The organism is Alishewanella jeotgali KCTC 22429 (assembly GCF_000245735.1).
In the GTDB taxonomy this organism is placed as follows: Bacteria; Pseudomonadota; Gammaproteobacteria; order Enterobacterales; family Alteromonadaceae; genus Alishewanella; species Alishewanella jeotgali.
In genome coordinates, this window is the sequence record NZ_AHTH01000039.1 from 14509 (window position 1) to 28473 (window position 13965).

10 protein-coding genes are annotated in these 13965 nt (G+C 49.0%); 5 read left to right on the top strand and 5 right to left on the bottom strand.

Annotation, left to right across the window (positions count from 1 at the left end; all coding sequences use genetic code 11):
- Positions 1-133: 133 nt before the first annotated feature.
- The 3 genes from AJE_RS11665 to rapA all read right to left on the bottom strand — a co-directional run bounded on the left by AJE_RS11665 (position 134) and on the right by rapA (position 4926).
- Positions 134-1207, bottom strand: coding sequence for an OmpA family protein (locus AJE_RS11665; RefSeq protein ID WP_008951022.1), 1074 nt, complete (start codon positions 1205-1207; stop codon positions 134-136).
- A gap of 163 nt (positions 1208-1370) precedes the next feature.
- Positions 1371-2021: a bifunctional tRNA pseudouridine(32) synthase/23S rRNA pseudouridine(746) synthase RluA gene (rluA, locus tag AJE_RS11670; RefSeq protein ID WP_008951023.1), complete on the bottom strand. Its 651-nt coding sequence runs from the start codon at positions 2019-2021 to the stop codon at positions 1371-1373.
- Between the two features lies 1 nt (position 2022).
- Entirely contained in the window at positions 2023-4926 is a 2904-nt protein-coding gene (rapA, locus tag AJE_RS11675; protein WP_008951024.1) for an RNA polymerase-associated protein RapA, read from the bottom strand.
- A gap of 229 nt (positions 4927-5155) precedes the next feature.
- Between rapA and AJE_RS11680 the strand changes: the two genes are divergently transcribed.
- From AJE_RS11680 to AJE_RS11690, 3 genes are all read left to right on the top strand, one after another.
- Positions 5156-6547, top strand: a complete 1392-nt coding sequence (locus tag AJE_RS11680; protein WP_008951025.1) for a PhoH family protein — start codon at positions 5156-5158, stop codon at positions 6545-6547.
- A 99-nt stretch (positions 6548-6646) separates the two neighbouring features.
- Positions 6647-7666: a hypothetical protein gene (locus AJE_RS11685; RefSeq protein WP_008951026.1), complete on the top strand. Its 1020-nt coding sequence runs from the start codon at positions 6647-6649 to the stop codon at positions 7664-7666.
- Between the two features lie 34 nt (positions 7667-7700).
- Positions 7701-8546 carry an RluA family pseudouridine synthase gene (locus tag AJE_RS11690; RefSeq protein ID WP_008951027.1) on the top strand — a complete coding sequence of 282 codons (846 nt, stop codon included), beginning with the start codon at positions 7701-7703 and terminating at the stop codon, positions 8544-8546.
- Here AJE_RS11690 and AJE_RS11695 read toward each other — a convergent pair.
- A complete protein-coding gene (locus AJE_RS11695; RefSeq protein ID WP_008951028.1) occupies positions 8530-10566 on the bottom strand; it encodes a tetratricopeptide repeat protein in 2037 nt (678 codons plus the stop codon). The genes AJE_RS11690 and AJE_RS11695 overlap by 17 nt on opposite strands.
- 53 nt (positions 10567-10619) lie before the next feature.
- The gene (locus AJE_RS11700; RefSeq protein ID WP_008951029.1) at positions 10620-11567 is read right to left on the bottom strand and encodes a D-2-hydroxyacid dehydrogenase; all 948 of its coding nucleotides are present in this window, start codon (positions 11565-11567) and stop codon (positions 10620-10622) included.
- Positions 11568-11777: 210 nt separating this feature from the next.
- On the opposite strand from AJE_RS11700, the gene AJE_RS11705 reads away from it, so the two are divergent.
- Positions 11778-12710, top strand: a complete 933-nt coding sequence (locus AJE_RS11705) for an ABC transporter ATP-binding protein (RefSeq protein ID WP_008609243.1) — start codon at positions 11778-11780, stop codon at positions 12708-12710.
- Positions 12707-13888 carry an ABC transporter permease gene (locus AJE_RS11710; RefSeq protein ID WP_008609242.1) on the top strand — a complete coding sequence of 394 codons (1182 nt, stop codon included), beginning with the start codon at positions 12707-12709 and terminating at the stop codon, positions 13886-13888. The genes AJE_RS11705 and AJE_RS11710 overlap by 4 nt, the downstream gene beginning before the upstream one ends.
- Positions 13889-13965: the final 77 nt, after the last annotated feature.

A 13965-nucleotide genomic window follows, 5' to 3' on the forward strand; every position in this document is an offset into this window, starting at 1 on the left:
CTTCATTACTCATTCCCAGAGTTTATAATAGCGAACTAAAAATTAGCAGCCTTCCTCCGTCTGGGCAATACCAAAGTTTTTAAAAATAAAAAAGCCGCTGCGAGCAGCGGCTTTTTTCATCACAATTCGCGAATTAACGCATTACAGGTTGTTTGATTTTAGCGGTAACCTTAGCCTCAATACGCTGGTTAGCAGCATGAGCTTCACGCGTATTGCCTTGTACACGTGGCTGAGTTACACCAAAACCTTTGTAGGTAATGCGTGAACTATCAATGCCTTGCGCAACTAACAGGTCTGCGATAGCTTTGGCGCGACGCTCTGATAAACGCAGGTTGTAATCTGGTTTACCGATGTTAGAAGCGTGACCTTCAATAAATACTACCGCTTCAGGGAAGCGTTTCATAAAGGCAGCCAGATTATTGACTTCAGTACGACCTTCGGGTGATACGGTCGCTGAGTCAAACGCAAACAACACCTCGATATCAACATCACCTACCCGGTCCATTTTCTCGGTGTAGATAGTACAGCCGTCAGCATCCACTTTATGGCCTGCTGGTGTGTTTGGACACTTATCACGGCTATCTGGTACGCCGTCACCATCCGAATCTACGACTACCGGTGCTGGAGCTGGTTCAGGCTGTGGTGCCGGAGTTGGTGCAGGAGCCGGCGTAGCGCCGAAAATCCAGCTGGCACCAACTTTGATTGATGCGTCATTCCATTGGCTCTTAGAGATACCGCGGAAGCGGTTACCTTCAACAAACAATGCCACGCTTTCGTTGACAAAATGGCGGTAACCAACACCAATATTCAGCGCATCGAACGCGATGTTATGCTCAAAATGCTTCCAACCACCGACCAGATAAACGTTTGAATTGGCCAGGTGATACATTGCGTCTAAACCAAAACGATCACCGGTGACCCGAGAGCTTTGAGTTAATGAGTCCATGCTTTGACGGGCATATTCTGCACGTACAGCCCAGGTTTCGTTCAGACGATAGCCGATCTCCAAACCAACGCCCCAGCCGTCATCAACATTGTTCCACAATGCTGACTGACCTTTACGAACATCAGTCCAGTACCCTTCGCCAAATAATGAACCGAAAACTTTCTTTTCGAGATCTTGTGCAGAAGGTGTATTAGCGAAGGCTTGTGCGCTAAATAGCGGTAATGCAGCAAGAACTGCAATAGCGGTTGCTTTCAGTTTCATCCGTTTCTCCTTAGATTCATCCAACCTAGCAAACTGTGGTAAGTTTACCATATTGTTTTCGCAGTATTATTAGTTTAGTTCAAAATTAGCTGATTATTTTAACGCCAGTCCAATAATAGCTTGGTTAACTGAATGTTGCGTTAATAAAGGTTCGTTTTTTTCACTAAAATGGACATTCTGCATAAAACTTCACTCTTTCACCCGATATCGGGTGCAGAATAGTAAGTTCAGCAGCATGCAGTAACAAACGCTCTGCTGCGGTTGCAAACTGACCGGCGTAAAACTTGTCGCCCAAAATAGGGTGCCCAAGCATCTGCAGATGGACTCTTAACTGGTGTGAGCGGCCGGTCACGGGTTCAAGTGCAACAAGGCTAGAAGTTGACTGGCGCGATAACACATGAAAATGGGTAAGTGATGCCTTGCCATGCAGATAACAGACCTTTTGCTTAGGTCGGTTAGGCCAGTCGCAGATTAACGGTAGGTCAATACTGCCTTTATCCGCTTGGATCTGGCCGGCAACTCTGGCGAAATAACGTTTTGTGGTGAGCCGTTGTTGAAATTGGCGATTCAACTCACGTTGAGCGTCTTTTGTCAGGGCCATAACCAGCACACCTGATGTTGCCATATCTAAACGATGCACTATTGAGGCTGTTGGCCAAACCCGTTGTACCCGGTATTGCAGGCTATCGAAATGCTCCGCCGCCTTACCAGGCACAGACAGTAAGCCACTCGGCTTATTCAGCGCCACTAAATGGTCATCCTGATAGAGGACATCCAAATAGGGCGACATCGGTGGGTTATAATGCAACAGCATCTTAGTCGTGACTTACCACAATCAGGCGAATGGCATCGAGTTTTAAGCGGGCCTTTTCCAAATATTTTATGCTTTCGTAACGTTGCTGCTGTAGGTGGTCAATTTCATCTTGTCGAACCAGCGGGTTAACGGCCTGTAATGCCTGCAGACGTTCAATAGTCGCCGTAAGGTGCTGTTGCAAGCTGACTTCCGCTTTGTGTCGTATCGCCGCTAACTGGGTCATAGCCTGCATCTCTGCTTTAGCCAGCAGAGGGTGGATCATACTTTGTAAAGCACTGACCAGTTTAGTTCCGGTTTGCCGACCAACGGGTTTTAATTGCCGGTTGAAATGTTCAAAGGCGACTTTTGCAGCTAAATCTTTACCGCTCTTGTCCACCAAGATCCGAATGGGTGTCGGTGGTAGGTAGCGTCCAAGCTGCAGGGCAGGTGGGGCACTGGCTTCAGCAATGTAAATCAACTCGACAAAAAAGGTTCCGACCGGCAGGGTTTTATTGGCAAGTAATGCTACTGAGCTATTACCGAACTGCTCATTCGTAAGAATATCCAGAGTGCCTGTGACCATAGGATGATCCCAGCTCAAAAATTGAATGTCTTCTTCTGCCAGTGCACAGGCTCTATCGAAGGTGACGCTGGTACCTTCATCGTCTAGTCCGGGGTAGTTCATCTGAAGTTGCTCAGATGGACGCAAGATAATACTGGTATCAGAGCGATCTTCCTGAGCGACACCAAGCAGATCCCAGGCTTTAAACATCAGCATTGGCAACTTTACATCCTGATCGAGTTGCGCAACCTGCTGGCATAGCAGGCTTGCCCGCTCACCACCGGCGGAGTTTAACTCAAGTAGCTGATCGCGCCCTTGCTCTAGTTGTTGTTGCAGTTCTTGCGCTAACGAATGTGCCTGTTCTACTAATGGTGTTATCTCTGCATTATTGTATTGATTCGCAGCCAGCAGTTGCTCCAGAGCGCCCCGTTGTTGCTCTAAGATCAGACGACCACTTTGGCAGGTATGCGCAAAAGCATTTAAACCGTCCTGATACCAGCGGTACAGAACTTGTTGCGCCGTGTCGGTAAAGTACGGGATGTGAATTTGTATATCACTTTGCTGACCAATACGGTCCAGGCGACCGATCCGTTGCTCCAGTAAGTCTGGATTGAGTGGCAGGTCAAATAACACCAAGTGATGGGCGAATTGAAAGTTGCGCCCCTCACTGCCAATTTCGGAGCATAATAGAATTTGCGCGCTATATTCTTCTTGGGCAAAGTAGGCCGCAGCTTTGTCGCGTTCGACAATGCTCATACCTTCATGAAACACAGCAGCTCGCACACCCTCGAGTACCCGTAATGCTTCCTCCAGCGCAATAGCTGTTGCGGCTTTGCTGCAAATCACCAAGAACTTTGCGGGCTTATTGTCTTTTAGTAGTTGCAATAAGTAGGTGACTCTGGGGTCAAATTGCCACCATTGACTGGTGCTGCCTTCGAATTCCTGAAAAATCATTTCCGGGAATAAATTCGCATTAATACGGGCGGACAGTGGCGCGTCCAGATTTAGATTTTGGTACACCTTTAGTGCATTTTTATATTGTTCTGGTAAGGAGAGCGCCGCAGGTTGTGGCAAGCGTTGCGGAAACCCCGTGATGGCTGCGCGACTATTCCTAAATAAAATACGCCCGGTGCCATGCCGATCCAAGAGTTGTTGTAGTAGCGCTTGTTTAAGCTCGACTAGATCAGCATTGGGTTCGCGCAACTGCCCGATTAACTGCTGACTTTGCTCATCAGTCAATAGCTGCCGTAAGTCATCCAGTAATGGTGCACTGGGGGGAGTATGTTGCAACAGTTGCTTTGCCAGGCTGGCAATATGTTGGAAATCTTGTTCTTGCGCTAAGAAAGCCTGATAGTCGTAAAAACGGTCTGGATCTAATAATCTCAAGCGGGCAAAGTGGCTCTGATGACCTAACTGATCAGGGGTCGCTGTAAGTAAGATTAAGCCGGCAGTATCTTGAGCCAGGCTCTCGATCCTTTGATACTCTGTGCTAGCCGTCTCAGGTGACCAGTGCAAATGGTGGGCTTCATCCACAACCAATATGTCCCAGTGACTGCTAACGGCTTGTTCGTGCCAGCTTTTTTTCTTGGTCAGAAACTCCAGACTACAGAGCACAAGTTGCTCGGTGTCAAACGGATTCTCTGCATCGAGTTGGGCTTGCTGACAGCGTTCCTCGTCAAAAATGGCAAATCGCAGGTTAAAACGGCGTAGCATCTCAACCAGCCATTGATGTTGTAAGGATTCTGGTACAACCACTAAGATCCGACTGGCTAATCCAGTTAATAGCTGTTGGTGCAGGATAAGACCGGCTTCAATAGTTTTACCCAGGCCGACCTCATCGGCTAGCAATACTCTGGGAGCATGCCGTTTGGCTACCTCATGAGCGATATACAGCTGATGCGGAATTAAGCTCACCCGTCCACCGACCAAACCGCGTAGTGGGCTTTGTTGCAGTTGTTGTTGCATCTGCCAGCTTTGGAAACGCAGTGGAAAGTACTCAAAACGGTCGATCTGACCCGCGAACAAGCGGTCCTGCGGCTTATTGAAGCTGAGGAAATGATCGAGAAAGGTCTCGCGCAGCACCACGGGCTCGCCATTATCGGTGCGCACACCATGATAGCTCAGCAGCTGCTGTTGCTCGCTTAACTCCTGCACCAGGATACTGAAGCCTTCTGCACTTTTAATCTGGTCGCCAACATTAAAGGTAACGCGGGTTAGCGGAGCTTCTTGCTGAGCATAGAGCCGGGTTTCGCCACTGGCCGGAAACAATAACGTTAGCATCCGCCCTTCAATTGCGATAACGGTTCCTAACCCTAAATCTGATTCCGCGTCGCTAATCCAGCGTTGGCCCAGTGCAAATCTCATACGTAATCCTGGCAGTCTAAAAATGGGGCGCCATGGTACAGCGAAAAACGCTCAGATGCATCAGCAAAACAAGCGGCTGCGGTCATTTTTCTGTCATCTGAATGTCGCAAGGTAGTCACAGGGTAGTTTAAAAAAACTGTCACTCAGTATAGCAGTCTGAGACGGATGCACTATGCTGAACTAACAGGATGCAAAAATCTGTGGGTGAAAACAAAAAGGAGCAGTGCCTATGGCGCGGAAAAAATCGAAAGAGAAAAAGATCTACGTCCTTGATACCAATATTCTGCTGCACGAACCTTTCGCTTTCCTAAACTTCGAAGAACATGACGTTGTAATCCCGATGACCGTACTGGAGGAGCTGGATCATATTAAAGACCGGCATAAGGATGTTAGCCGTGACGCCAGGGTGGCGATCCGGGCGCTGGAGGATGTACTGAAAGATGCATCACCCGAACAGATGTTGCATGGTGTGGCCTTACCGGCCCGCAGTGATGAAAGACCCAGCGGACATATCTTTATTATTAACGACCACCATTTAAAAGATGAAATCCCTGGCTTACCCGGTGGTGAAAACGATCATCTGATTATTAATACTGCCCTTTATTTACAGCGTGAAAAGAGTCCGGTCAAAGTCATATTAGTGACGAAAGATATCAATATGCGGCTTAAGGCCAAGGGCGCCGGGTTGAAGCTGGTCGAAGATTACCGCACAGACCAGCTAATTGACGATGTCAGATTTCTATACAAAGGCTATTACAAGTTTGGCGGCGAGTTCTGGTCACAGGTTGGCGAATGTCGTACCGTCAATGAGGGCCGCGAGGTCGTGCACTATATCAGCCGCAAGGTACTACCTAATGCTTACGTAAATGAATATCTGATTGATGAGGCAGAAACCTTTGCCGGCAAGGTGCTGGCGATCACTGAGACAGAGCTGAAGATTGCGGATTATGGTGTGGAACGTATGATGCACCGCCATGCCTGGGGTATTCATCCGAAAAATATCTATCAGGCAATGGCGTTACAGGCGCTGTTGGATCCACAGATGGATCTGGTGATCCTGACTGGCCCCGCCGGTTGCGGTAAAACCCTGATTGCCCTTGCCGCGGCGCTGGAGCTGGTGATTGAGAAAGGCATGTACGATAAGGTCATCGTCACCCGAAATACTCCGGAAATTGCTGAGTCGATCGGGTTTTTACCCGGCTCAGAAGAGGAAAAAATGGCGCCCTGGCTGGCGGCCATCACCGATTCGCTGGAAGTGCTGCATAAAACCGATGAGCATCCGCACGCCAGTGTGAATTACATTATGGAGAAAGCCAATATCCAGTTTAAGTCGGTTAACTTTATGCGCGGCCGCAGCATTCAAAATGCGATAGTGATCCTCGACGAATGCCAGAATCTCAGTGCAGCGCAGTTAAAAACTATTATTACCCGTTGCGGCGAGGGTACCAAGTTAATCTGTTCCGGTAACCTGTCGCAAATTGATAGCAACTACCTGACAGCAGTGACCTCAGGACTAACCTATATTGTCGAGCGCTTTAAGAACTTTGAGGGCAGTACCACCATTAATCTGAACGGAGTTGTTAGAAGCCGATTAGCTTCATTCGCAGAGGCCAATTTGTAACAATGTCTGAGCTGGCCAATGCATTTCAGCAGCGGCCATTTGACTATTCTCCAAAAAATACTAGATTGTCATAATCTTATCTTGCTGCAAGGATTGCCCATGCTTAACCCTGCATTAGGCGAATTCCGCCGTAGCTTACGACTGGCAATGGCTTTAACCGTCGCTTTATCTTTTACGGCGGCGTTTAGCCATTTTTTACTGACTATCGACCAACGCCTGGCAAGACAGAGTCGGCAATTAGAGCAAAGTGCAATCCAGCTTGATCAGCAGCTAAGTGTGTTGAATACCATCGCTGACTGGTGGCAGCAGCAAGCCAGAGTAAATTTGAGTAATCAAACTGATTTGAGTTTTAATCTGTATAAAGTGGATGGTCAGTTACTTTCTCCTGCGGCCTTGTTGCAAGACAAACCGCAAACAGCCGCAGAGTTGCGCTTCTTGCAGGCGCAGCAGAGTAGTCTAATGGCGATGCGCTTGTTATATCCCTGGATTGAAAGCTTGTTCTATGTGTCTGAGCAGGATTTTATCTATTTATTACCACAGCAGGGATTATCACAGTTACATGCTTATCATAGTGCGCTTGAAGCTAATTGGAACCAGCTAAAGGAACCATTGCAGTTCAGTAAAGCCGAGAATAATAAACTGTTGTTTAGTCGTTGGCTGTCGCTCAATACCACGCAAAAAGCCCGTCTGCTGTTCGTTATTGATATGAATTTGCTATTTCAGCCCCTCCAGAAAATGATACCTGAGGCCGAGTTTATTTTATTAGATGACGAAGGCAAATTGCTCGGCTCAACCTTAGCCATAACGCCACAACTGGATGAGCAATTATTACAGTTACAACGTGTTGGCCGACATTCACTGTCGTTAGTTATGCTTGAACAGCGTCGGGGCATATTGAGCCTGGGGGTGCAGAGTTTTTTTCATTATTGGTTTGGTTACCTGTTGGTGCTGTCTCTAATGGTAATGGTATTTTTCTACCGTTTAAGACAAAAAATACTGCAGCCGTTAAAGCGATTAAGCATGCACATTGAACGCTTAACGCGGAATCAGGGAGGCGTAAGGCATATTCCTAGTGGTTGGGAGGAAATGTTTGATAAGATCACGCGCTTGAAACCCTGAGTCTGAGCAGCAACCTGGCTGCTGTTGGAGTAACATGAAAATCAGCCGTCATCTCACTGCAGCCGGTCCGGTAAGTGCAATCGACTTGTTGTCAATGCAACTACCCGACTTACCTAAGGCGCGCTTAAAAGACGCGATGAACAAGGGCGCTGTGCAGCTACTCACTAAGCCTGTAAAGCGTTTGCGTCGCGCGCAATATATGCTTAAGTCCGGTGACCAATTGTCAATTAGCTATGATGACGAGTTATTGCAACGCTCGTGCCCGGCTGCTGAACTGCTATTTGATGAGATGGATTATAGTATTTGGTTTAAACCGGCGGGGATGTTAGCTCAGGGGAATGAGTGGGGTGACCATCTAAGCTTACTGCGCTATGCAGAGCAGCATAGTCAACCACCACGACAGGTGTTTCTGTTACACCGCTTGGATCGTGAAGCTAGCGGTTTAGTGATGCTTGGACATACCAAGAAAGCTACCGCAGCCTTAAGTAAATTGATGGTTGAACGCCGAATTACCAAACACTATTGGATTCGGGTGAAAGGGCAACTTAGCGAAGAGCTGCAGCGCCAGGGTAGCATCAGGCAAGCACTGGATGGCAAGGCGTGTGAGAGTCGATTCCGGTTACTCAGCTATGACCCGACTACGGATACAACTGAACTGGATGTTGAGTTAATTACCGGGCGTAAACATCAAATTCGCCGTCATTTTGCCGGGGTTGGTCATCCAGTAATGGGAGACCCTCAGTACGGCAAGGGCAATAAAACTGCTGCCGGTCTTGCCTTGCAAGCTATTTCGTTACGCTTTTTCTGTCCAGTAAAACGTCGGGAGCAAGCTTATCAATTACCCGACGCTTTACGTTACGGTATCAAGTCAGAGTTATAGTCAGCTCGCGCGCATTGAGCACAAACTGTAACTCCCCGAGTTTGCAGGCATTCAATAAATCGCTGCGCAGATCGTCAATTTGCCACTCAACGGGTCTGGGATGAGTGGCATGCACCGCTAAATGCCATTGATTAACCGAAGGGGCGTCACGTTCTGCAAGGTGCCAACCGAACCAAACCAGCTCAGCCAGGGCGGCTAACTCTTCTTTTGACCAATTCTCGCCTAGCAGCTCTTCTACCGCCAACTCAACGCCAAGCACGGCAGGTTCTGCCCCCAGTGCAGACAGCTTTTGTTGCAGTAACTGACTCGCTTGTTGCAATAGCGTGGCCGCCTGAGCCTTGTCGTCTGTGGCAAGCCAAAGCATTTCACTACCATTGTAACCGGCAACCAGTTCAGGAAGTTGCATTTCTGCTAACACCTGCTGTAGCAGCTCTGCTACCACCTTTTTCCCAAACTGGCGCTGTAATTGCGCCCGGAAACGCGGTACCAGGATCAGCATGGTAATGGGCTTACGTTGTGAATGATGTTTGACCTTATCCTGAAATTGGCTCCAATGGCGCGGTACAATGTCTACAGTTTGCACCGCGGCGACCGGCAGTTGGCGGCGGTACAGCTGCCAAATGACAAAGGCAGTAAAGATCAGACCAACCAGTAGTAGCTGCAACATCAGTTGCCGGGATTGCGCTTGTGCTAACTGCTGCTGCAATTCGGCGCTATAACGTTGTAATTGCTTCTCTTCAGCGCTTTCCTGTAACCCGGACTTAAGCTGAGACATGTGCTCCTGGAGTTGACTGCTCAATTCCTGCTGATTCAAGTCAGTAACACGTTGTTGAAAATGATAGGCCGCTTGCCAATCGCCAGTTGCCGCGGCAAGCAAGGCTGCGCTGGTATGATAGCGTAATTGCAGATAGGTTGCTGCATCATCAATGGTTGGCGCAACCTCATTCAAAAACTGAGCTGCGTCCTGATATCGCTGTTGCTGGAAGTACAAACGAACCAGCGCCAGCATACTTTCCTGAATATAGGTGGCGGAGTTAATTTGTCTAAATTGCTGTAAGGCTAATTTGTAGTTATCCTCTGCCTGAGCCAGTTCGTTACGTAACAGTGCAACTCGCCCTAAGCTATAATTGACCATAGCAGTGCGCAATACGTGTTGTTGTTGCTCGGCAATCCTTTTCGCTTCCTGCAATAAGCTTTCCGCTTTATCAATTTGCTCTGGCTGTTCTAAATAGGTTTCCGCCAGATAAATCAGTGCGTACGCATAATTTGAATGCCTGTTGAGCTCTCGATAACGCTCCGCGGCCTGTTGAAAATGCTCCATTGCTTCCGGATGTAAATCCAATTTCCGATAGGCCATACCAAGCCGGAAATGGATTGAAGCCAGATTCTCGGTGTCTTGCAAGGTCGTTGCCACGGCCAGACCTTGTTGTAAATAATGAAAAGCTTGCTGATATTGGTTATTTTGTAGTGCCAGGCGACCACTAATAATTAATGCATTTAACTCGCGAGCCGGATGATTCAGCCGTTTTGCGAGTTGTAAGCTGCGGTCGGCATGAAACAGCGCCTGAGACAGCTGACCCAGCAAATTATAGGCTGAAGCAAAGCTGCTCAACACATCACTTAACAGCAACAACGACGCAGCTTCTTCTGTGCCGGTCAACAGCTGCTCTGCGGCTTCCAGCTGCTGTAATGCCATTTCTGCATTTTGAAAGTAGATGCCATGGATTTGCGCTTTGTGAAACAAACTTAGCGCCTTGAGATAAGGCGTTTCGGCAAAGCGTTCTGCCTTGTTAGCAGCATCCAGGGCCGCATCTCGATTGTTTAACGTTTGATAGCTTTCAGACAGTACCAGGTAATCCTCGCTACTTAGCGGAGGATTACTTCTGGCCTGAAGGGTGTTGATAAGTTGTTCTGCTTGCGCCTCACTGCTGGCGGCTTCACGCAAACGTTCTGTTAAACTTGCTGCAAATAGCAGCTGACTAAAAGAACCAACTAAAAGAAATACGATCACAAAACGCATAATTTGCTCTTATTGTATTGCGGTAATCTTTCCTGAATTACCGACTTATGCTGTCAGCGGTCCGTTTTGCTGCTAATAAAAGTATGGATATTATAAACCAGCTTCTCTACCATGCGTGCTCTTGCTTCCCGACTCGCCCAGCCGATATGCGGCGTAAGCAACAGGTTAGGCAACTTACTGTTTACCAGCAAATCTGATGCGGGCGGAGGTTCAATACTCAACACGTCCAGCGCGGCAGCGCTTACCTGTCCGGAATGCAGCGCGTGCAATAAGGCTTCTGGTTCAATCAGGCCTCCCCGTGCGGTGTTAATGATAATAGCGCCGGTTTTTAATAATGCTAGACTTTGCTGATTAAGCAGATGCCGGGTTTGTTCAGTTAGCGGACAGTGTAAGGACACCACATCGGCCTGTGCCAGCGCCGCATTAAAGGCAGTTCGCCCGTCACGGATAAGAGTCGCATCGGGCCGCTCGGCGATCAATACCTTCATACCAAAGGCCCTGGCTAAGGCAGCCGTTGCCTGACCCAAGACACCATAGCCGACAATCACCATGGTTTTGCCGGCCAGTTCAAAGATGGGATAATCCAGCAAACAGAAACTCTGGCTACGACTCCAGTCGCCACGTTGTACCGCTGCGCTGTAACTGAAAAGCTGATTACTCAGTGCCAGCAGCAAGGCAAAGACATGTTGCGGCACGGCCGTGCCGGCATAATCGGTAACATTAAACACCTGAATTCCTGCTGCTCTGGTCGCCTGTAGATCAATATTATCCATACCTGTTGCCGCTACCATGATGGCTTTCAGGCGTGGCAGTTTGGCAAGCAGCGCCGCATCTAGGCTGCATTTATTGACGATAGCAATGTCGGCATCTTGCAGCCGTGCCGGCAGTTCGTCGGCACTGCTGTGGGCATAGACCTGAAGCTGACAGTTAGCAAGGTGCAAAGCCGATAAATCGGCATCGCCCAGAGTAGCGGCATCGGCAAATACGATTTGGTAACGCATAGGCTTTAGAGTTCCTGGCGCCGTTTCAGAAAAAGCTGTTTTAGCATAGCTAAGGGGCTAATGCAGCTGATATTACTAAGACTATCGTCGAACAGCCGGTTTAACTGCTGCATAAACATACTTTTTGTTACATTTATGCTAAGAAAAGCGGTTAAGTTCAACAGGCCATAATGGTAAAGTGGGGCGAGTGCAGCAAAGGATTAAGTAACAATGCAAATTACAGTGACACAGATTGAAAAACACTATGCCACAGTACAGGCAGTGCGCGGTGTTAGTTTCCAGATCCAGCCAGGCGAGATTTTTGCGCTGCTCGGACCCAATGGCGCCGGTAAGTCATCGATTATCCGGATGCTGGTCGGTATGACCCGTCCCGATGCCGGCCATATTCTGGTACAGCATGATGGGGGCGAATTTGACCATGTGCCCCGCCGTTATCTCGGCTACTTGCCGGAAGACCGTGGACTTTATGCTGACAAGAGTGTCGAAAAAAATCTGCGCTTTCTGGCGCAGTTGCATGGTTTATCTGCCGCAGAAACCGAGCAGCAACTGACACATTGGCTCAATGTTTTTGAATTAACGGATCGGCGGAAAGAGGATTTAAAGCAGTTGTCCAAGGGCAATCAGCAAAAAGTTCAGCTGATTGCTGCGGTGATCCACCGTCCGGCACTGGTGATTCTGGATGAGCCTTTTTCTGGTCTGGATCCGCTGAATCAGGAAAAAGTGGTGCAGTTTTTACAACAACTGCGTGCCGATGGCATGACAGTGATTTTAAGCGCCCATCAGATGGCGATGGTGGAAAAACTGGCAGATCATATGCTGTTGATGGCGAAAGGGCAGGCAGTACTGGCCGGTACTCTGGCGCAGATCCGCAGCCAGGCTCAGCCACAACCGGAAGTCGTGATTGAAACCGAGCAGCCGATTAGCAGTGAGCAGCTCGACCGCTGGCTAGCCGGATACAGCTGGCTGCTACAGACACCGCAGCGGCTGTTGGTGCGACTTAATGAAACCCAACAGCTGTCGGCCTGTTTACAGCAGCTGCTGCCTTACTGTGCGTTGAAAAATATCTCAATGCAAAATCCGGACTTGCATCAGTTATATCTGAATGCGATGACCCAACATCAGCAACAGGAGCAAGCAGTATGATTTCGCGGCAAAGTCTGGTCGTCGCCAAATGGGAATTTTTACGGTTTTTTAAATGGAAGCAACAGCTGATCTCGTATTTGCTGATGTTGGGGGTAATGGGAGCGATTTTTGCCTGGAGTTACTTTGTGGATGAAGGCCGCCAGCAATATCGGATCGCAGTACCGGCCGGCTTTAGTCTGGAAAGTAGCGCCCAGTTTCAGTTTCAGCAGCCGACGGTCAGCCTGGAAGAGCAGTTGCGACAGCTGCAGCAGGACGAAACCTGGCATGCGGTGCTGGAGCCAGGCGATGAGCAGGTGCTGATCCATACCAAGGCCGGTAAAAAGTGGCAACAGCAGTTACAAAGCGTGCTGCTGGAGCACTACCGGCAGCAGTATGCCGCCGCGCAGGGTTGGTCGGCAGAGCAGTTGGCGGCATTACAGCAGCCTGTCAGCCTTGAAATGCGTTACCTCGATGACAACTATAAGGGAAAAGATCGGCCGGAAAAACTGATCGCCCTGGCGGTGCTGTTTATGCTGTTGATGGGGCTTACCACTGCCTTTGGTCAACTGTTAATGAGCATTACCGGCGAAAAGCAGCATCGGGTAACAGAGCAGTTATTTGCCATAGTAACACCGCAGCAATGGATCGATGGCAAGGTACTGGGTCATAGCCTGAGTGCGTTAAAAGCCATGTTTACCACCACGCTGATGATGTTACTGGGTTTTCTGGTGGCGGTACTGGTGTTTGCCAATAAACCGCTGCAGCTGGACTGGCTGAATCTTGGGGTCTTAGCCTGGTTACTGCCCTTTGCCCTGCTTGGCGTAGTGTTGTGTGCGACCTTTATGGCCGCTATTGCTGCCTCGATTGACGATCCCAATACCAGTGGTAAGGGCGCGGTGATGATGATCACCTGGCTACCGCTGTTATTTACTTATTTGGTGATCGATAGCCCCACCGGCTGGGCCATGACGTTATTAAGTTGGCTGCCGCTCACCTCCTTTGCGGCGATGCCGGTCAGGATGGCGCTGGTTGAATTGCCCTGGTGGCAGCCGTTGCTGTCGTTAATGCTGTTGCTTGCCACCCTGTACTGGCTGCGCCGGGTAGCAGGCCGGATATTTTTACGTGGCATGCAGATGTATGGCAAGGAGCCAAGCTGGGGAGATATTATGCGCTGGGCGCTCAGTAACAAGGCTGATTGATGAACTATTCAGCCTAAACTCAGCCAAAATGGCTATAATGCCTGCCGGTAGCTGAGGTTGCTACCGGCGGCAACTTT